Genomic DNA, 19,484 nt, shown 5'->3' with positions numbered 1-19,484 from the left:
TATCGCAGCTCAGGCAACTGCCTTCTCGGGTCCGCACAGGGTATGTTGACGTGAAAAATGCTGTGATTAGCTGGTACAAAAGTAAAAGAGCACCCCCCGTTCTCACGCTTTCGCGGCGTCATCGCCCCGGCGCGAACGAACACACTGCGCCAATCCGCGCTGAATTATTTTCGGCCGACCAGATGGAACGCTTCGGCGGAAAACTCGCGCTCTCCCACAAACTTTCCCGCAAGAAACTGCCTTATTACCTGCTGAAACGTCTCGACGATAACGAAAAAGTCTTAACCCAAAGTTGCCTGATCCTCAGCAGCGGCGACAAAGCCAGCATCACGCCAGCCGGTGAATGGCTGCTGGATAACTTTTATCTGATTGAAGAACAGATCCGCGTGGTGCGTCAGCTGTTGCCGAAGAACTTCGGCAAGGGGCTGCCTTCACTGGGCGCACCGCATTTTTGTCCGCGTATTTACGACATCGCCACGGAAGTGGTCAGTCACAGTGACGGCCTGTGGGACATCGAAACCCTCACCCGCTTTCTCTCAACTTATCAGAGCGTGCGCCCGCTGACGCTCGGCGAACTGTGGGCTTTCCCCGGTATGCTGCGTCTGGCGCTGATCGAGAACCTGCGGCGCGTCAGCATTGAAGTGGCGGATGCCCAGCAGGAGCGCAATCTGGCCGACTTCTGGGTCAATAAATTGCACGACAGCGCGGAGAACGATCCGTCCGGTCAGATCATTGTGATTGCCGATATGGCACGCACCAATCCGCCGCGCACCAGCGCGTTTGTCGCCGAACTGGTGCGCCGGTTGCAGGGACACGGATCCATGCTGGCGCTGCCGCTGACCTGGGTGGAACAGCGCCTGAGCGAAGTCGGGCTGACGCAGCGGGAAGTGATCGACAAATTTAATCAGCAACTGGCGGCCAGCCAGCTTTCGGTCAGCAACAGCATTATGGGATTACGCCAGCTGACGGAAATGGACTGGGCAGATTTCGCCGAAAACCTCAGTGTGGTGGAGAAAATCCTGCGTGAGGATCCGGCAGGCATTTACCCCCGGATGCACTTTGATACCCGCGATAATTACCGCCATCAGATTGAACGTCTCTCGCGAAATTCACGCCATGATGAAGCCTTTGTCGCCTCGCGCGCCGTGGCGCTGGCCCGGCTTTCCGGCGACAATGCATTGCAACAACACGTCGGGTATTACCTGATTGGTGAAGGCCGCAAAGCACTGGAAGACGATCTCAGCGTGCGGTTCCCTCTGCTGACCCGCCTGCGCGCCCGGCTGAGCCAGACACCGCTGCTGTCGTGGCTCGGCAGTCTGTTGCTGCTGACCACCGCCGTGACCGCCGATGCGTTATACCGTTCCGCCCATCCGTCGCTGCACTGGCTGTGGTGGGCGTTGCTGCTGCCGGTGGTGCTGGTGGCCAGTCAGTTCGCGCTGAATCTGCTGAGTGAAATCACCACCCGCAGCCGTACCCCGCAACCGCTGCCGCGCCTGGATTTTGCCGGTGGTATCCCGGAAGAGGCCAGCACGCTGGTGGTGATCCCCTGTCTGCTCGGCAGCCGCAAAAATATCGGGACGCTGATCAACAGCCTCGAAGTGTGTTACCTCGGTAACGTGCTGCCGAACCTGAAATTCGCGCTGCTCAGTGATTTTCATGACAGCGCACAACAGCATAATGCGGATAACGACGCGCTGCTGGCTTTCGCCTCGCAACAAATTCAGCGGCTGAACCGGCGCTATCCGTCGCCACAGGGCGCGCTGTTTACCCTGCTTCATCGCGACAGTGAACTGAATACGCCGCAGGGCGTGTGGATGGGATACGAACGCAAACGCGGCAAGCTGAATGCGCTGAACCGCTGGCTGCGCGACGAAGGCGAACCTTTCTCACTGATCGAAGGCAGTTCGCAGGCGCAACTGCGTGCCGTGAAATACATTATCACCCTCGACAGCGACACCGTTCTGCCGCGCGATACCGCGCATCAGCTGGTGGCCGCGATGGCGCACCCGCTGAATCAGCCGGTGTACGACGCACAGCGCCGGCGGGTGGTGTCCGGTTACGCCATTCTCCAGCCGCGACTGGCGGAAGAGATCCCCGAAAACGGTCAGGGACGTTATGCCGCGTTATGCAGCAGCGTGCCGGGCAACGATCCGTACTCGTCAATGTCTTCCGATATCTATCAGGATCTGTTCGGAGAAGGCTCGTTCGTCGGTAAAGGCATTTACGACGTCGATATGTTTATCCGCGCGACGGAAAATACCTGCCCGGAAAACCGGGTGCTCAGCCACGACCTGCTGGAAGGCTGCTATGCACGTTCCGGCATGCTCAGCGATGTGGTGCTGTACGAACAATATCCGGATCATTATCTGGCCGATGTGGCGCGTAAAACCCGCTGGATCCGCGGCGACTGGCAGTTGCTGAACTGGCTGGGTTTTCGTGTCACTCAGGAAGACGGCACCCGCTGCCGCAACCCGCTGACCCCGCTGTCGCGCTGGAAACTGTTCGATAATCTGCGTCGCAGTCTGGTCGCGCCTGCCCTGCTGATCATCATTTTTTGCGCACTGGCCGTGGTGCCCAACACCGCCTACTGGCTCGGGTTTACCGGCGTCATGTTGCTGTTTCCGGCGGCGGTGGCGCTGGTACTGGATCTGCTCAACAAAGGGCCGCGACGGTCGCTGTTTGCGCACCTGAAAAGCGTGGCGAAAGCCACCGTCAGCCGGCTCTCCCGCGTTTTGCTTTACATCATGACGCTGCCGCATGAAGCCGCCTATTCCGTGCACGCCATTGTGCTGACGCTGTGGCGTCTGAAGGTCAGCCACCGCATGTTGCATGAATGGGCAAGCGTGAATATCAGCGCGAAAAAAAGCGCGTTGTCACCGGAATATTTCTATCGCCGCATGTGGGCGAATCCGCTGGCCGGAGTGGCTGTTATTTTACTGTCCGCGACGGCACATCCGCCGTTGTCGGGTTTTGCCCTGCTGACCGGCGTGCTGTGGTTTGTCGCGCCGCGTATTCTGTGCTGGCTGAGTCAGCCTGCCCGCCGGGAAGTGCCGGATCTGGATGCACAGCAACAGCGTTTCCTGCGCCAGACCGCGCGCGAAACCTGGTCATTCTTTGAGGTTTTCGTTAATGAAACCGAAAACTGGCTGCCGCCGGATAATTATCAGGAAATTCCGCAGCCGGTGATCGCGCACCGCACCTCGCCGACCAATATCGGCCTGTCGTTGCTGGCGAATATCACCGCGTGGGATTTCGGTTACATTACCCAGGGCGACGTGCTGGAACGTACCAGTCTGACGCTCGATTCGCTGGATAAACTCGAGCATTATCGCGGTCACCTTTACAACTGGTATGACACACGCACGCTGGCACCGCTGAATCCGCGTTACATTTCCAGCGTCGACAGCGGCAATCTGGCCGGGCATCTGCTGACACTCAGCACCGGCCTGCGGCTGTGGCGCACGCAACCGGCGATGGATATTGATGCCTGGCTGAAAGGGCTGGAAGACACCCTGAAGATGGCGCAGACAGCGGATGACGCGTCGCGGGTGTCTGAACTTGAAGAGCTCCTGCACCGTGCGATGACCGGGAAAGGCGCGCAGGCGATTGAGCATTTACAGGCGGTTCGCGCGCTGATCCCGCTATCCGCCGGAAAATGGCTGCAACGGCTGGCAGGCCAGCTCGATGCAGGCTTAAAAGAGTGGTCAGATTTTTACGGCGGTCTGTCGCCGGAAGCACAACAACAGCCGCTGCCTTCGCTGCAATGGCTGGCGCAGCAAAACGGTCTGGATGCACCGCAGCTTTCCCGCGCTATCGGGCTGGCACGTCAGCGTCTGGACATTATCGGTGAACTGGAACAGCGCCTGAACGACCACGCGCACATGGACTTCACTTTCCTTTACGATAAAAACACCCATCTGCTGACCGTCGGTTATAACTGCGACGCGCATAAACTGGACAGCGGAAAGTACGATTTGCTGCCTTCAGAAATTCGTCTGACCAACTATGTCACCATCGCCACCAACCAGTTGCCGCAAAAAAGCTGGTTCGCGCTGGGCCGGTTGTTCACCGTGATCGACAAACAGCCATCGCTGATGTCGTGGAGCGGTTCGATGTTTGAATACCTGATGCCGCAACTGGTGATGCCCGCCTATCCCGATACCCTGCTGACGCAGATGTGTCAGACCGCCGTTGACCGGCAAATCACCTGGGGCCGTGAAAACAACGTGCCGTGGGGGATTTCCGAATCGGCGTATGCGGCCTTTGACCTCAGCCAGAATTATCAGTATCACGCGTTTGGCGTGCCCGGCCTCGGCCTGAAACGGGGTCTGGGTGAAGATATGGTGGTCGCGCCTTACGCCACCCTGATGGCGCTGATGATCCGCCCGCAGGAAGCCTGTCTGAATCTGACGGAACTGGAAAACTGCGGCGCACGCGGCGAATACGGTTTCTACGATGCGCTGGATTACACCCCGTCACGGCTGATCCGCGGGCAGATTTATATCGTGGTGCGTTCCTACATGGCGCACCATCAGGGCATGGGATTCCTGGCGCTGGCCAACGTGCTGCTGGGTGCGCCGATGACCGCGCGCTTTGCGGCAAACGCGGCGTTCCAGTCTGCCCGTCTGCTGTTGCAGGAACGGGTGCCGGATGCCGTCGAGCTTTACAGCCCGCGTCGCCACTTCGAATCTCACGACAACACCTTGCAGAAAGTGAATACCGAACTGCGCGAATTCAGCAGCGCCGACAGCCCGACGCCGGAAGTGCAGTTGCTGTCGAACACAAACTATCACCTGATGGTGACGCAGGCCGGGGGCAGCGTCAGCCGCTGGAAAGATATGACCCTGACCCGCTGGCGGGAAGATGCGACGCGCGACCATCGCGGGATTTTCTGTTACGTCAGCGACCCGGAATCCGGCGCGGTGTACAGCAATACCTGGCAGCCGTCCGGCAAACAAAAAGGCACGTATCACGCCGTGCTGACAGATTTCGGTGCGGAATTTAAACGCACGCAGGGATCGCTGACCCTGGAAACGCACATTGTGGTGTCACCGGAAGATGACGTGGAAATCCGACGCATGACCGTCACGCATCAGGGCCGCCATCCGCGCACGCTGGATATCACCACCTACGCGGAAGTGGTGCTGGCTCCGGCCGCCAATGACACCGCGCATCCGGCATTCAGCAATCTGTTTGTGCAGACGGAACTGGTGCCCGCGCAGGAAGGCATTCTCTGTCACCGCCGCCCGCGCGAACCGGATGAACAGTGCCCGTGGCTGTTTCATATGATGGCAATCCACGGTGCCGTTGAACGGGAAACCTCGTTTGAAACCGACCGTGCAGCCTTTATCGGCCGTGGTAATACCGCCGCCAATCCGCAGGCATTGCAGCATCACGCCGTACTGGGCAACAGCGCCGGTGCGGTGTTAGATCCGGTCATGGCGATCCGCCAGCGCATCCGCCTGAAACCCGGTGTGCCGGTGATAATCGACATGGTGTATGGCATCAGCGAGACACGTTTGCAGAGTCTTGCGCTGCTGGAAAAATACCGCGATCACCATATTGCTGATCGGGTATTCGAAATCGCCTGGTCACACAGTCAGGTGGTGTTGCGCCAGCTTAACGCCAGCGAGGACGATGCCGGTCTGTTTAACCGTCTGGCCGGTGCGCTGATTTTTGCCAGTCAGGAAATGCGCGGCGATGCGCAGACGGTTGCCGCTAACCGCCGCGGGCAGTCCGGCCTGTGGGGACAATCCCTCTCCGGCGACCTGCCCATTGTGTTGCTGACCATGACCAGCAGCGAGAATATCGGGCTGGTGAAACAGCTGATCCGCGCCCACAACTACTGGCGGCTGAAAGGGCTGAAAGTGGATCTGGTGGTGCTGTCCAATGACCCCGGCGGCTATCAGCAGGCGTTACAAAATCAGATCCTCGGGCTGGTGGCGTCCGGCGCGGGATCCAGCCAGACCGATATTCCGGGCGGTATTTTCGTGCGTAACGGCGAACAACTGACGCAGGAAGACCGCACCCTGCTGATGAGCGTCGCGCGCGTGGTGATCGACGACCGTCGCGGCGCGCTGGAAGATCAGCTGAATCAGCGGATGCAGCAGCCGCACGTCTCCCTGCCCGCCCTGCTGCCGGTGCGGTCGGTGGACAACAGCCCGCCGGTGCCTGCCCTGCCGCGTGATCTGACGTATTTCAACGGCCTCGGCGGTTTTTCTCCGGACGGACGGGAATACCAGATCCTGCTTAACGATGGCCAGACGACGCCTGCGCCGTGGTCCAACGTGCTGGCGAATGCCGGTTTTGGCTCCGTGATTTCAGAAAGCGGTCAGGCGTATACCTGGTATGAAAATGCCCACGAATACCGCCTGACACCGTGGGAAAATGATCCGGTCAGCGACAGTTCCGGCGAAGCATTTTATCTGCGTGACGAGGAGACCGGCAGCGTCTGGTCACCGGCGCCGTTGCCGGTTCGCGACAGCGGCGGTTACGTCACACGCCACGGTTTCGGCTACAGCGTGTTTGAGCACACCGGGCACGGCATCAGCAGTGAAATGACGGTGTTAGTCGCCGAACATGCGCCGGTCAAACTGGTGATGCTGACGCTGACCAATCTCTCCGGCCGCCCGCGCAGGCTGTCCGTCACCGGTTATGCCGAATGGGTGCTGGCCGATCTGCGCGCCAAATCCGCGATGCACATTGTCACTTCTGCCGCGCAGGTAGCAAAAGGCTGCGGCGTGCTGGCGACCAATCATTACACCAGTAATGGCTCGCCGCGCACCGCCTTCTTTGCCGTCACCGGCGCACACTGCTCAGTGACCGGCGACCGCCGCGAGTTCCTTGGCCGTAACGGATCCGCAGCTTCTCCGGCCGCCATGAAAAATCAGCGGCTTTCCGATAAAACCGGGGCGACGCTGGATCCTTGCGGTGCGGTGCAGTCGGCGACCACCCTGATTGACGGCGACCAGCGCACCTTTATTTTTGCACTGGGACTGGGGCAAAACGCAGGCGATGCCGAAGCGATCATTCATCAGTATTTTGAGGAAGGCGCGGCGCAGGCCGAGCTGGATCGCGTTCATCATCACTGGCATCAGGTGCTGGATAAAATTCAGATCACCACGCCGGATAAATCGGTGGACTTGCTGACCAACGGCTGGCTGATTTATCAGACGCTCGCCAGCCGGATCCTCGCACGCAGCGGCTATTATCAGTCCGGCGGCGCGTTTGGTTTCCGCGACCAGTTGCAGGATACGCTGGCGCTGACGCATGCCGCCCCGCAGCGTATGCGCGAACAAATCCTGTTGTGTGCCTCACGACAATTCATTGAAGGCGACGTCCAGCACTGGTGGCATCCGCCGACCGGCAACGGCGTGCGCACCCGCTGTTCGGATGATTATCTGTGGCTGCCGCTGGCGATCAGCCATTACATTTCTGTCACCGGCGATCACGCCATCGCAGAAGAACGCGTGCCGTATCTCGAGGGACGTTTACTCGCACCGGGCGAGGAATCGGTCTACGAACAACCGACCATCAGCACCACGCAGGAAAGCCTGTGGCAGCATGGGATCCGCGCGCTGAAACATGGCCTGAGGATGGGCGAACACGGCCTGCCGCTGATGGGTGCGGGGGACTGGAATGACGGCATGAACCTGGTCGGGCTGGGCGGACGCGGGGAAAGCGTCTGGCTGGGCTTCTTCCTCTTTGACGTGCTCCAACGTTATGGGGCGCTGGCAGACATCCGGCAGGACGATGCCACCGCCGCATTATGTCGCGAACAGGCCGCGCTGCTCAGACAAAATCTTCACGATCACGCCTGGGATGGCGAATGGTATCTGCGCGGGTATTTCGACAACGGTGACACGCTCGGTTCGCACCTGAATGCGGAATGCCAGATAGACGCCATCGCCCAGAGCTGGTCGGTACTTTCCGGTGCAGGCACGCCGGAACGCACCGCCAGCGCGATGCAGGCAGCCGATCAGCGGCTGGTGGATAACGACGCGGGGTTAATCAAATTACTGACGCCACCGTTTGACGGCAACGGCCCGAACCCCGGCTACATTCGCGGTTACCTGCCCGGCGTGCGCGAAAACGGCGGGCAATACACCCACGGCGCAATCTGGGCGGTGATGGCTTTTGCGAAACTCGGCAATACCGGTCGCGCCTGGGAACTGATGTCGATGATCAACCCGGTGAATCACAGCCTGACGCCTGCGGATGTCAGCCGCTACAAAGCCGAACCTTACGTGATTTCTGCCGATATTTACTCGGTAGAGCCGCACAGCGGCCGCGGCGGCTGGAGCTGGTACACCGGATCCGCAGGCTGGACATATCGCCTGATCACCGAATCCCTGCTCGGTATCACGCGGCACGGCGACGCCATTTCCATCCACAGCCAGTTACCGGACAGCTGGCCGGAAATCACCGTCACCTGTCAGCAAGGCAGCAGCCGCTACCTGATCACGGTCCGGAAAAGCGCGGGCGAATACCGCCTGACCCTCGACGGCACCGTGCTGCCCGATGACAAGATCCCGCTGACCGACGATGGCGCGGAACATCGGGTGGAGGTGGAACTGGGGGGGAATGCGTGATTAATGGCAAGGACTTAGCTGAACCGATATTGAATTGATTTCCCACAAAGACCACTATGATGTAGTGGTCTTTTTTTATGGAAGGGATAACAGGGAATGAGTGACATTATCTACCTGAAAATGACAGGAGAGCAGCAGGGAAAGATTTCAGGAGGTTGCGGTACACGGGATTCCGTGGGGAATCGTTATCAGGCAGGACATGAAAATGAGATATTCGCCTTCAGTGTCAATCATGGCCTGTGCAGCACAGGGAGAGGCGTAAATTTCCAAAATCTGTCATTCAGTAAACTTATCGATAAAAGCAGCCCTCTGCTGAATTCGGGTATTTCAAACAATGAGAGATTCTTTCTCGAATTTTATTTTTACCGCATAAATCAGTACGGCAGAGGGGAAAAGTATTATTTCATTGAATTACGTGGGGCGACGCTGTCGTCTGTCAGCACCCGTTTTACCGATAACCACCTTGATACAGAAACTATTTCAGTAAAATACGAATACATTCTGTGCAAGCATCTTGTGGCGAACACCGGATTCAGTGATCTGATCTTCCCGGCCGATTACAACCGTCTGTTTACTGCCCGTAATCCGATCATCGCCGACCGACAGACGGCGCAGCGTCTTAATACGTTAAACAGCAAAGCCGTCGGACGCCTTCTCGCTGCGGGTGGCGTTTATAATGGCAACATTGAAGGCTTCGCCAAAACAGCACAACAACTCGGCGGCGAAGCGCCCGCAGGTTACGATCAGGTTCTCAATGATACCACCGCTGGCGCCGCAATCGCGGCGGTCTCTGTGGTGGCGGGGCTGGGGCTTGGGCGGCTGGGGACGACGGGGGAAATTACTCAGCTACACAGTACTATGCCTAATCTTCATATTTTGGGGGATGTAAAGGGTGAGTATTCTGCATTGAATCCCGGTCCATTACATAATGATCTAGCCAATACATTCAGTGGTGGGGTATATAAAGAAATCCAACTCGCAGGAGATACCACATTTTATCGGGCTGGTGTTGCAGGGAACCCTTATGGGCAATATTTCAGCTATGAGGCACCACAAAGTGTTATTCAAACACGTATTGATAAGGCACTTTTACCTCAATGGCCGGATGGTGCACAATCACCATTAGATAATTTTTTCGAGATAAACATTCCTTCTGGGACGACTATCTTTGTGGGTGAGACGGGTTACCAGAACGGCATCTATCTTGGCGGTACTGAGCAAGTAGTGATCCAAAAAACGTGGAATATTCCTGGAGTTAAGGTTTTAGGTAATGGGGAGTTGAAGTAATGTTGGAAATTCAAATAATTCTTGACCGTGTAATTAAAATACTTTCTGAAAATAATGAAGAAAACTTTTCTCAAGTTTTCGCTGGCCTGAAAGAAGAACTGCGTAATCATAACAATGATGCGCTGTATGCTCTCAAGAGACTGTTCGGTGGTGCTGGATCTTTTAACGATCTGGTTCTGCATAAAAATGGGCAGATGCTCAGATCAGAAAACGATGAACTGGATGGCCTCAGACACAAGCTTTATGACCTGCTGATGGACGAGATCGCGAATGCAAAATAGTCTGAATAAAAAAACTCAGCATTATAGTTGCCAGCGATATTAATTATGAAAGTTTAATCGCGCAGATGTATTGAGACGAGCAATACATCTGCCTTTAATATCAAGAAGTGGAGAATATTATCTAAATGTGATTTTAGCCAAAAATTTGAAACGATAAATTTTGAATGATTTCAAAACGCGTTATCTGAAGGAGTTGAAGCTGATCGCTTTGATCAGCTCTTCTATCACAAAGGGCTGGGGATTTTTTTAAAATCCTCTATCTGACCGAACGGAAAAATAATCTTGGATATATCAATCCATGGGGTATACAGCAATTCACGAAAAAAATTTGTATCTATTCCTGAAATCTGCAATCCGGGTGAAAGCACGTTAAATGATTTTTTAGAAATTTTAAAACAAGGCTACGGATTTTTGGAGATGCATAACAATAACGATAATGATCAGGCACCTCAGAACTTACAACTTTATACCGATTTTGGCCGTTATATGCTGCTATTCGGCGTCATTGAAGATGAAGAGTACGAGGTGAAAACGCTTTGTAACCCGCTCGCGCCTGCTACTTTAATCGATATGCATGGCGAACCTTTTCCGGCTCGCGCGATTGTTAATGACTTTCAGCCGATAGCCGCCGCCTGCCTGAAATTTTTACGTACGGGTAATGTAGTAGGTGTACTTCTAATCTGAATGGAAATGAGGTGTAAAAATGGCGGGTGAGATTCGGGAAACCATAAGATATATCGTAAATATCTTATCCGATAATGACGAAGTTCTCTTTGCAAACCGGCTCACTTTTTTAAGTGAGCAATTGGATATTGACACCATTAGCCGTAAACCACACCTATTCCCTCTTTCCCAGCCAGCACAAAAGCTAATCCAATAAACGCAGTCGTCCTGCCATCGCTCAGCTGTTAGCGTGATAAAAAACATAAGGAAAACATCATGAGTTTACGTCCTGTTGCGGTGGTAACCGGCGGCACCAGTGGTATCGGGCTGGCGATTGTTCAGGATCTGGCGCGCGACCATCAGGTCTATGCCCTTGGCCGTAATAAAGACAGCCTTACCGCGCTGCGCCAGCGTGAAAATATCGAGGCGGTGGAACTCGATTTGCTGGATTTTGCGGCGGCAGAGCGTTTTATCCGCGAGATACCGGCAATTGATGTGCTGGTGCATTCGGCGGCAGTTTCCAGACCCTTGCGGCTTGAGCAGGCGACGCCGGAAGACTGGCAGCAGCAGTTTTCCATTAATGTATTTGCACCGGCGCAGTTAACCCGTCTGGCGCTGCCTGCGCTGCGAAAGCAGGAAGGCCAGATTATCTTTATCGGTTCGGGATCGGGCACCAAAGCCGAGGGCGGCAATACGGTGTATTGTGCGTCGAAATTTGCCCTGAACGCCCTCGCCCATGCGCTGCGGCAGGAAGAAAGCGAATACGGCGTCCGGGTCTCCACGGTTGCACCGGGACCTACGGATACACCGATGAACCGCAAAACCCGTGAAAGTCAGGGCAACTTTGAGGCGATCGATTCGCGGGAATACAGCACGCCGGGATCTGTCGCGGCGGCCGTGCGTCTGGTGATCAGCGCCAGCGACGATACCCAGATTACCGATATCGCCGTCAGGCCACGCCGTGATAAAGCGAAGCGGTAAATCAGCATAAATAGAGTTGCAGTTGTGTATACGGGCTATCCGTCAGCAGCGCCGCGAGTTGTTCACGTTGCGCTGCGGAAGGTGGTATCGCCGAACGGTTAACGCGTTGCTGCCATCCGGCGATTTCCCGTTGCGTCAGCGCCTGATTATCATCATTCGCATTCCGCAGCAGGAAAATCAGCCCGTCCCATTTATTCAGCCGGTGAGCCAGCGAATACGCCAGCAGCCCGTGTTCCGCCGTCAGTGCCGTGGAGTAGCAGGTTTGAAGAGCGGACAATGTGATCAGCAATTTGTGCCGTAACAGGAGCCGCCGGGCCGTTCTGGCCACGGCCAGTTCAGGATGGCTCAGCAGGCGGATGAGTCCTTCCCCCGCGTCGTCGCCTTTATGTTTAACAACAATGTTCAGTGCAGCGAAATACAACCCGAACGGCGACGACGCGTGTACGGTTTCTGCCAGCGCCATCACCTGCGGATAGCGCAATTCATCCAGCCCGAGCAGTGCTGCCTTGCGGATCGCCGGACGGGCGGCCTCGTTGCGGAAGGTCTCAAGGTAAAACGCCAGCGGATCGCCATACGCCTTCTGATACAAACGGCAGGCACGCTGACGCACCAGCCCGTTATTATCGGTCAGCAACGTTTCTGAAAGCGGTTTCTCAATGCGGAACTGATGGTCTTGCGCATACTGCAATACCTGCTGTTTTACCGGCGCAAAACGATCCTGAAGCAGCTGATGAAAAACGTCATAAGAGATCGTCTCTGGCGAGTTCAGTGCAAACTGTGCAGCGGTATATCTGACCAGCGGATCGCGCTGACGCATCGCGCACTGGAAAACCTGTGGCCACGGGAACAAATGATTTTTCAGCAAAATGCGCAGGCAAAGCCGGGCGACATGCCGGTCATCCGCGCCGCATCCCGCCAGTAAGGTGTGTTTGTTTTCGTCACGCGAGAGATATGCAACCACGTCGGCGACAAATTCACGGTGATCGGCTCGGGTGCATTGCAGCAGCCAGAACAGCGCCGGCAAGTGAGCGACAAAATCAGCGGCATAGTGCGGACGCATCCAGCGTCGCAGGCTGCTTCGCGCCGACCGCGCGACCTGCCCGACCCAGTCATTCACCCGTTCCACCAGGTCCGGCAATGCAGAGATGTCACGTCTCAGGCCGAGGCACAGAACAGCGCGCTGGCGGATATGACCGTTATAGTGGCGGCTCAGCGTTTTAAGTTGATCTGTTTCACTCAGATCAGGCGCAGGAAAGCAGTCATACGCCGCACCGTTATTGAGCCTTTGTTTTATCTGCCGGAAGAGAAAATATTCTGCTGCCATGACTGCCCTGTCTTTGTGAAATAAAAAATACGCTAACCCTTCTATCATAATCATCCCGTCCGGCAAACCGGAGAGCTGAACGGGGTCCGTCGGGCTATGCGTTTTTTCTCACAAAATCCTGACATTTTTTAACTTGATACAGATCATCGAAAGCGCGGGTTGGGTTTGATCGAATGATAATCATTATCGTTTAATGTGCGGTAATGATTGATTCTTCAGGAGAAGAAGAACCCTATGAGTTTAGACCTCACGCGCTTTTATGCTGCCGCAGACGGGCTGCCGTTTCCCGATCGCTGGGCGGTGATGCCCTGGCGGCCTCAGCAACCGGTCGCCGCGCAGGATGTGCCTGCACAATGGCGGGCGCTGTGTCTGCGCACACTTCCCGCCAATAAGCGTCTGGTCTATCTGCACATTCCTTTTTGTGCAACACACTGCAAATTCTGTGGTTTCTACCAGAACAAGCTGGAAGCGGAAGCCACGGAACAATACTGCGACTATCTGATCCGCGAAATTGAACAGGAAGCCAGTTCGCCGCTGCATCAGTCTGCGCCGATCCACGCGGTCTATTTTGGTGGCGGCACGCCGACGGCGCTCAGCGCGAAGCAGCTGCACCGGATTATCGTCACCTTGCGGCGCAGTTTACCGCTGGCCCCGGACTGTGAAATCACCGTCGAAGGACGCATTCTCAATTTTGATGATGAGCGCATCGACGCCTGCCTCGACGCGGGTGCGAACCGTTTTTCCATAGGCATTCAGACGTTCGACACGCGCATCCGTCAGCGGATGGGGCGTCGTGCCAGCCGCGACGAGGCGATACATTTTTTGCGCAAACTGGGTGAACGCGACCGCGCTGCGGTGGTGTGTGATCTGATGTTCGGATTGCCGGAGCAGACCCGCGCATCCTGGCAGGAGGATTTGCAGATTGTCCGCGACCTGCCACTCGACGGCGTTGATCTTTATGCGCTGAACCTGTTGCCCTCCACGCCGCTGGGCAAGGCGGTTGAAAATCACCGCGTGACCCTGCCGGATGTCAGTATGCGCCGTGATTTTTATCTCGACGGCGAGGCGTTTCTGGCGCGCGACGGCTGGCATCAGATCAGCAACAGTCACTGGGCGCGCAATACCCGCGAGCGTAACCTCTACAACCTGCTGATCAAAAAAGGCGCGGACTGTCTGGCCTTTGGCAGCGGCGCGGGCGGCAATCTGGGCGGGCAATCCTATATGACGGCGCGCAGTCTGGAAGCGTATTACCAGCAACTGGACGCCGGACTGAAACCGATCATGATGATGACGGCCGCGACGGCCAGCGAACACCGCTGGCGCCTGGATTTACAGGGCGGTATCGAAGCCGGGCGCTATGATCTGAGCCGCATTATCGAAGACCCCTTCCCGCTCGAACCGCTGTTACAACAATGGCAACAGTGCGGCCTGATGCACAGCGATGGCCCGCGTTTTAACCTCACGCCTGCCGGACGATTCTGGGCCAGCAATATGTTGCAGGCGCTGCAAACTCTGATCCCTCAACTGACCTTACGGAATACTGCTCATGCCAACGGATAATCCGCAAAACCTGATCACTTTTTTAGCCACGCAGCCCGACGGCACCGTCGAAGATATTGCCCGCGAATATGGCGTCACGCCGCTGACCGTCATTGAGCATCTACCGGCAAGCCACCTGTTTGACGGCAGCCGGTTTGATGACGTCTGGGACAATATCACCGGCTGGGGCGAGGTCACCACACTGGTGAACAATGAGGATCTGATCCTCGAGTTCCATGGCGAATTACCCACCGGCACGCACCGTCACGGCTATTTTAACCTGCGCGGCAAACAGGGAATGAGCGGCCATATCCGCGCCACACACTGCCGGCATATTGCCCTGGTTGAACGGCCATTTATGGGGATGAGCACAGCAAGTGTCTGGTTTTTAAATGCTTCCGGTTATGCGATGCTCAAGGTTTTCGTCGGGCGCGACAGCCATCGCCAGCTTCTTACCGGTCAGCTGGCGGCGTTTCGTGCCCTTCCCGCCTTGCTGGCTGAGAGAGAGAAACAACCTTGAATACTTTGCTGATTTTTGGCGCAGGCAGCGGTGTCGGTGCAGAACTGATCACCCTGACGGCGCAGGAACGCCCGGTCGTGGCGCTGATCCGCAATCCTGAACAGGCACAAAGCGTGCGCGCACTGGGCGTCACCGTGATTGAAGGCGATGCACTTAACCCTGCCGACGTGTTGCAGGCCTGCGAGATGGCGGGCGATAAAGCGCAGATCGTCTCCACGCTGGGCGGAAAGCTTTCGGATTACACCGCCAACCGGCTGATCACCGATACTGCGGAACACACCGGCATCCGCCAGATGCTGCTGGTGACGTCCATCGGCTGCGGTGACAGCTGGCCGACCCTCTCCGCACGGGCGAAACAGGCGTTCGGTCAGGCGGTGCGTGAAAAATCACTGGCGGAAAGCTGGCTGCAAACCAGCTCGCTGGACTGGTGCATCCTGCGCCCCGGCGGCCTGATGAACGGTGAGGCCACCGGACAGGCGCACCTGATCCAAACCGAAGCCCACGGCCGCGTGCGCCGCAGCGATGTCGCCCTGCATATCCGTCAGTTACTGGCAAACGGCCAGGGCTGGGGCGAGATTTTCGCGTTATGCGATTCGACGCTGGAAGGTGAACGGTTTTAGTTGAGGTTATGTAATTGCTGAGGTCGTCTATTGACGACCTTTTTATTACGTAGGAATTTTTATGAGTGGTATATGACACATTAGAATCTAATCAGTGGGTTAATGTGTGATTTAAGTGACATTAGGGAACTTAGCGTAAGACCGCATCATAGGCGAGCAGATACAATCGCCAACGAGCAGCCATGCTTACTATGGAAGCTAGGGTTATAGTTGACACGAAAAGTATTTAGAAAAACCAGTCAACTTTATTTTATGAATGTTATTTGACAGGAAATATATTTAAATTATAGTCAATCAAGTAACTATAATTCAACTTTTCTGAAAGTGAAATGTCATCGAACACAGCTGCATAATTTATGGAGATATTATGGGATTTAAGTATGGTAAACCTACAGTCACTCTTGTTGTTGAAGCGGTTAAAAGTCTCGGCGGCTCTGCAACCCAAGTCGATGTCGACACTTATTTAAAAAAAGAATATCCCAATTATAAAAACAACACATACACTAACCTTAATGCCTGTTCAGTTAATCGTAACTCTCCTGGAAGTCACAGTTTTAATAAGTATCAAAGACGTTCGGATGATTACCAAAACCCTCGTAATAAATATGATCAGCTCTTCAAACGGGGGGATATATACGAGCTGTATAAACCTGAAATACATGGTGTATGGGAAATATATTGCGATGAACATAGTAAATGGCATACCCGCATAATCGATGATAGTGATGAAGCTCGCTACTTAGAAAGGGAACTTGAAATCCAAATAGAATCAGCTGAAAAATTAGCATTAGAAGAGAGAAAGTTACGTTTAATTTCCTATGAGAAACACCCCCAAATTAGATACGTTATGACCAAAGTATTTCTCCGCAATCCTTATGTCGTTGTTGAAGTGCTGGAAAGAGCAAAAGGGATATGTGAAATCTGTAAACTTAAAGCACCTTTTCTCCGCGCTAAGGACGGGAGACCCTATCTGGAAGTACATCATATTCAACCTTTATCTGAGGGAGGAATGGATATAGTTGAAAATGCTCAAGCGATTTGTCCAAATTGTCATCGCAAAGCCCATTTTGGTCCAATCACTTCTTAGATAAGTGAAAAACTTCAAGTGACAATGAAGGAAGTGACGTGATACAGAGGCGTCTTAACATGCAATAGTTAATTCAATTTTTTCGAATAACATAAGCAAATCACTCCGCTATCCCTTCCGGTCGCACGGCGTTATTCTTCTTCTCATCGAAGGCACACGGCCTTCCCCAAACAAACATTGAGAAGGAATGACATCATGAAATCTATCAAAACTTTCGTTATCGCTGCTGCACTCGCCACGGTTTCTTTCGGTAGCTTCGCGGCTGAAATCGGCACCGTTTCGGCCTCTGACAATACCTTAGAGGGTCTGGAATCCACTTTCGCCGCCAAAGCCGCTGCTGCCGGTGCCAGTTCTTATAAAATCATCGAAGCCGGTGGTCAGAACCGCATTCACGGCACCGCTGTGTTGTACAAATGATTTGCTGAAGTTTGTGATTCAAAACAAAAGCCGCTCCTTTTACAGAGCGGCTTTGTCGTGTTCAGCGTCCGGTTTTTACCCTTTCGTTGCCACTTTCAGCAAAATCACGCCGGAGAAAATCAGCAGCACGGCGATGACACGCAGCGGGTTGAGGCTTTCGCCAAACATCACTACGCCGAGAATAAAAGCACCGATGGCGCCGATGCCGACCCAGACGGTGTAAGAGGTGCCGAGCGGCAGGGTTTTCATGGAAATTGCCAGTAAAACTACGCTGAGCAGCATAAAAACGGCGGTGATGATACTGGGGATCAGGCGGGTGAATCCGTGGGATTCTTTCATGGCGGTAGACCAGACCACTTCAAAAATGCCGGCTAAAAACAGGTAAACCCAGGCCATGGTGTTTCCTAAATATCTTCAGGGTCGTCCCTGTATAAGATGGCTGAGTCTCTGGTCGTCCAGTCAGCATGAAGAGTGAAGGAGTATAGTTCACTCTTTCATGCCTTTACAGTGTCTGGTCTGCGGGTAGAAACGAATCCTTTTCGGTATGCAGCGTAATGATCGCCGGACGGAACAGTTTGCCTTTCTGTTCGATTTCAAAGGTGCGAAAATGCCGGCTTTCGCCGACTTCAGATGCCGGCATCAGCGCCGCGCCGACCAGCCCGTCGCGGAACATCTCGATCACCAGCCGCGGTTCGGACACTTTCATGATCACATTCACGTCTTTCACTTCTTCATACAGCCGGTTGAGCAGCATTTCATAAGTGCCCTCGCCGCCCATGCGGTGCAGCATCACCAGCGGAAAACCGGAGAGATCAGCGAAAGTCAGTGTGCGATCCGGCAGGGTGTCGGCCAGTTCACTGGTCACCACTGCCACCAGTTTGATTGGTTCGAATTCCCGCACGTAGAAAGAGCGCACGTCGGCGGGCGTCTGGATCATCGCCATATCCAGCGTTTTGTTCATCACCAGTTCTTCCAGATAGGTGGATTCGGACACTAACAGGTTCGGATCCCAGTCCGGGTTTTTGCGGTACAGCTCGAGAAAAACGGTGTTGAAATAGCGCAGATACAGGTAGGAAACGCCGATACGCACCGTGCGTTTTTTTTGCGACGCGATATCAATCGCCTGTTTAGTGACGCTGTTCACCTGATTGAGAATTTCACTGGTTTTGCGATACAGAAAACGTCCGGCCTCGGTGAGCACCATTTGTTTGCTGGTGCGGATAAACAGCGGCGAACCGATTTCTTCTTCAAGCTCGTGCAGGCGTTTGCCGAGCGGGGGTTGCGCGATATTCAGCACCTTCGCCGCCTTGCTGATGGAACCCTGCTCGGCGATGGTACAGAAGTAGCGCATTCTTTTGAGATCCATCTTTCCCTTCCTGTCAGTCTGGCTGCGTCATGCCCAGTATACAAAAAGCCACTTCGCACAGAAGTGGCTTTTTGCGGACATCCGTCAGTGGATGAACAGGCTCCAGTAATGCGAGATGGGCATAACCAGAATTAACGCCGGTAATAAATTGCCAACCGCGATGGATTTTATACCGCTGATACGGAAACCGGCGGCCAGCATAATAAAGCCGCCTGCGGCAGTGAAATCCCCCATCATTTGCGGATTGGTCAGCGGCAGAATAACGACCGCGGCCGAGGCGATCAGAAACTGCACAATCCACTGCGGAATAAAGATCAGGGCGACGGCATAACCGAGCACGGTGGCGAAAATCGCAGCGGTGAACAGATCCATAATGGCTTTGACGAACAGGATGTTCGGGTCGTGCGTCATGCCTTCGGTCATCGCGCCGATAATCCCGGTGCCGCTGGCGCAGAACAGCACAATGATGGCCACGAACTTCTCGGTGAAGACGTTCTGATCCATGCCGGTATCCGGCGCAAATTTTGCGGCGATACCGCGTGCCATATTTCCCAGACGGGCAATGTAACGTTCGAGATAAAACAGTTCGCCGATGGCGGCACCGAGGATCACCGACAAAATCACCACCGGCATGCTGTGCATTTTAACCAGCAGCACGACGCCCAGCGCCATGGAACACAAACCAAAAGTCTGGGGCAGCGAGGTTCGTAACCGCTCTGGCATTTTTACGCCAAGAAAGCCCCCTAACAGGCCGCCAAGAATAATGGCGCCGCTGTTAACGATAGGTCCAATTAACATTTCTACTCCG

14 protein-coding genes are annotated in these 19,484 nt (G+C 54.9%); 10 read left to right on the top strand and 4 right to left on the bottom strand.

Features of this window, described 5'->3' with window-relative positions; genetic code table 11:
- Window positions 1–182 precede the first annotated feature (182 nt).
- The 5 genes from EDF78_RS02950 (at window position 183) to EDF78_RS02930 (ending at window position 11,803) form a co-directional block, all read left to right on the top strand.
- Window positions 183–8,591 carry a glucoamylase family protein gene (locus EDF78_RS02950; RefSeq protein ID WP_133822562.1) on the top strand — a complete coding sequence of 2,803 codons (8,409 nt, stop codon included), beginning with the start codon at window positions 183–185 and terminating at the stop codon, window positions 8,589–8,591.
- A gap of 96 nt (window positions 8,592–8,687) precedes the next feature.
- A complete protein-coding gene (tssD, locus tag EDF78_RS02945; RefSeq protein ID WP_133822500.1) occupies window positions 8,688–9,878 on the top strand; it encodes a type VI secretion system tube protein TssD in 1,191 nt (396 codons plus the stop codon).
- Entirely contained in the window at window positions 9,878–10,159 is a 282-nt protein-coding gene (locus EDF78_RS02940) for a hypothetical protein (protein WP_095925521.1), read from the top strand. Before tssD ends, EDF78_RS02940 begins: the two co-directional genes overlap by 1 nt.
- A 282-nt stretch (window positions 10,160–10,441) precedes the next feature.
- Window positions 10,442–10,843, top strand: a complete 402-nt coding sequence (locus EDF78_RS02935) for a hypothetical protein (protein WP_133822499.1) — start codon at window positions 10,442–10,444, stop codon at window positions 10,841–10,843.
- A 255-nt stretch (window positions 10,844–11,098) separates the two neighbouring features.
- Complete coding sequence (locus EDF78_RS02930; RefSeq protein ID WP_131693539.1) at window positions 11,099–11,803, top strand: SDR family oxidoreductase; 705 nt, start codon at window positions 11,099–11,101, stop codon at window positions 11,801–11,803.
- A 1-nt stretch (window position 11,804) separates the two neighbouring features.
- Here the strand turns inward: EDF78_RS02930 and EDF78_RS02925 are convergent, their stop codons facing one another.
- A complete protein-coding gene (locus tag EDF78_RS02925) occupies window positions 11,805–13,127 on the bottom strand; it encodes a HEAT repeat domain-containing protein (protein ID WP_133822498.1) in 1,323 nt (440 codons plus the stop codon).
- Between the two features lie 234 nt (window positions 13,128–13,361).
- Between EDF78_RS02925 and hutW the strand changes: the two genes are divergently transcribed.
- From hutW to EDF78_RS02900, 5 genes are all read left to right on the top strand, one after another.
- Window positions 13,362–14,687 (top strand): heme anaerobic degradation radical SAM methyltransferase ChuW/HutW, encoded by a 1,326-nt coding sequence (gene hutW / locus EDF78_RS02920; RefSeq protein ID WP_133822497.1) that lies wholly within the window; start codon window positions 13,362–13,364, stop codon window positions 14,685–14,687.
- On the top strand, window positions 14,674–15,186 hold the full coding sequence (gene hutX, locus EDF78_RS02915; protein ID WP_133822496.1) for a heme utilization cystosolic carrier protein HutX: 513 nt from the start codon (window positions 14,674–14,676) through the stop codon (window positions 15,184–15,186). Before hutW ends, hutX begins: the two co-directional genes overlap by 14 nt.
- Window positions 15,183–15,806 (top strand): NAD(P)-binding oxidoreductase, encoded by a 624-nt coding sequence (locus tag EDF78_RS02910; RefSeq protein ID WP_095925516.1) that lies wholly within the window; start codon window positions 15,183–15,185, stop codon window positions 15,804–15,806. The genes hutX and EDF78_RS02910 overlap by 4 nt, the downstream gene beginning before the upstream one ends.
- A gap of 367 nt (window positions 15,807–16,173) precedes the next feature.
- Window positions 16,174–16,893: an HNH endonuclease gene (locus EDF78_RS02905; RefSeq protein WP_133822495.1), complete on the top strand. Its 720-nt coding sequence runs from the start codon at window positions 16,174–16,176 to the stop codon at window positions 16,891–16,893.
- Window positions 16,894–17,088: 195 nt separating this feature from the next.
- Complete coding sequence (locus tag EDF78_RS02900) at window positions 17,089–17,310, top strand: YdgH/BhsA/McbA-like domain containing protein (RefSeq protein ID WP_119824654.1); 222 nt, start codon at window positions 17,089–17,091, stop codon at window positions 17,308–17,310.
- A gap of 75 nt (window positions 17,311–17,385) precedes the next feature.
- Here EDF78_RS02900 and EDF78_RS02895 read toward each other — a convergent pair whose 3' ends face one another.
- The 3 genes from EDF78_RS02895 to EDF78_RS02885 form a co-directional block, all read right to left on the bottom strand.
- Complete coding sequence (locus tag EDF78_RS02895) at window positions 17,386–17,706, bottom strand: multidrug efflux SMR transporter (RefSeq protein ID WP_119824660.1); 321 nt, start codon at window positions 17,704–17,706, stop codon at window positions 17,386–17,388.
- 106 nt (window positions 17,707–17,812) lie between these two features.
- Window positions 17,813–18,676: a LysR family transcriptional regulator gene (locus EDF78_RS02890; RefSeq protein ID WP_095925513.1), complete on the bottom strand. Its 864-nt coding sequence runs from the start codon at window positions 18,674–18,676 to the stop codon at window positions 17,813–17,815.
- Window positions 18,677–18,760: 84 nt separating this feature from the next.
- Entirely contained in the window at window positions 18,761–19,474 is a 714-nt protein-coding gene (locus tag EDF78_RS02885) for a DUF554 domain-containing protein (protein WP_131693543.1), read from the bottom strand.
- Between the last annotated feature and the right edge of the window lie 10 nt (window positions 19,475–19,484).

The organism is Rahnella sp. BIGb0236 (assembly GCF_004364755.1).
GTDB lineage: Bacteria > Pseudomonadota > Gammaproteobacteria > Enterobacterales > Enterobacteriaceae > Rahnella > Rahnella victoriana.
This window is presented reverse-complemented; position numbering and strand designations above follow the sequence as displayed.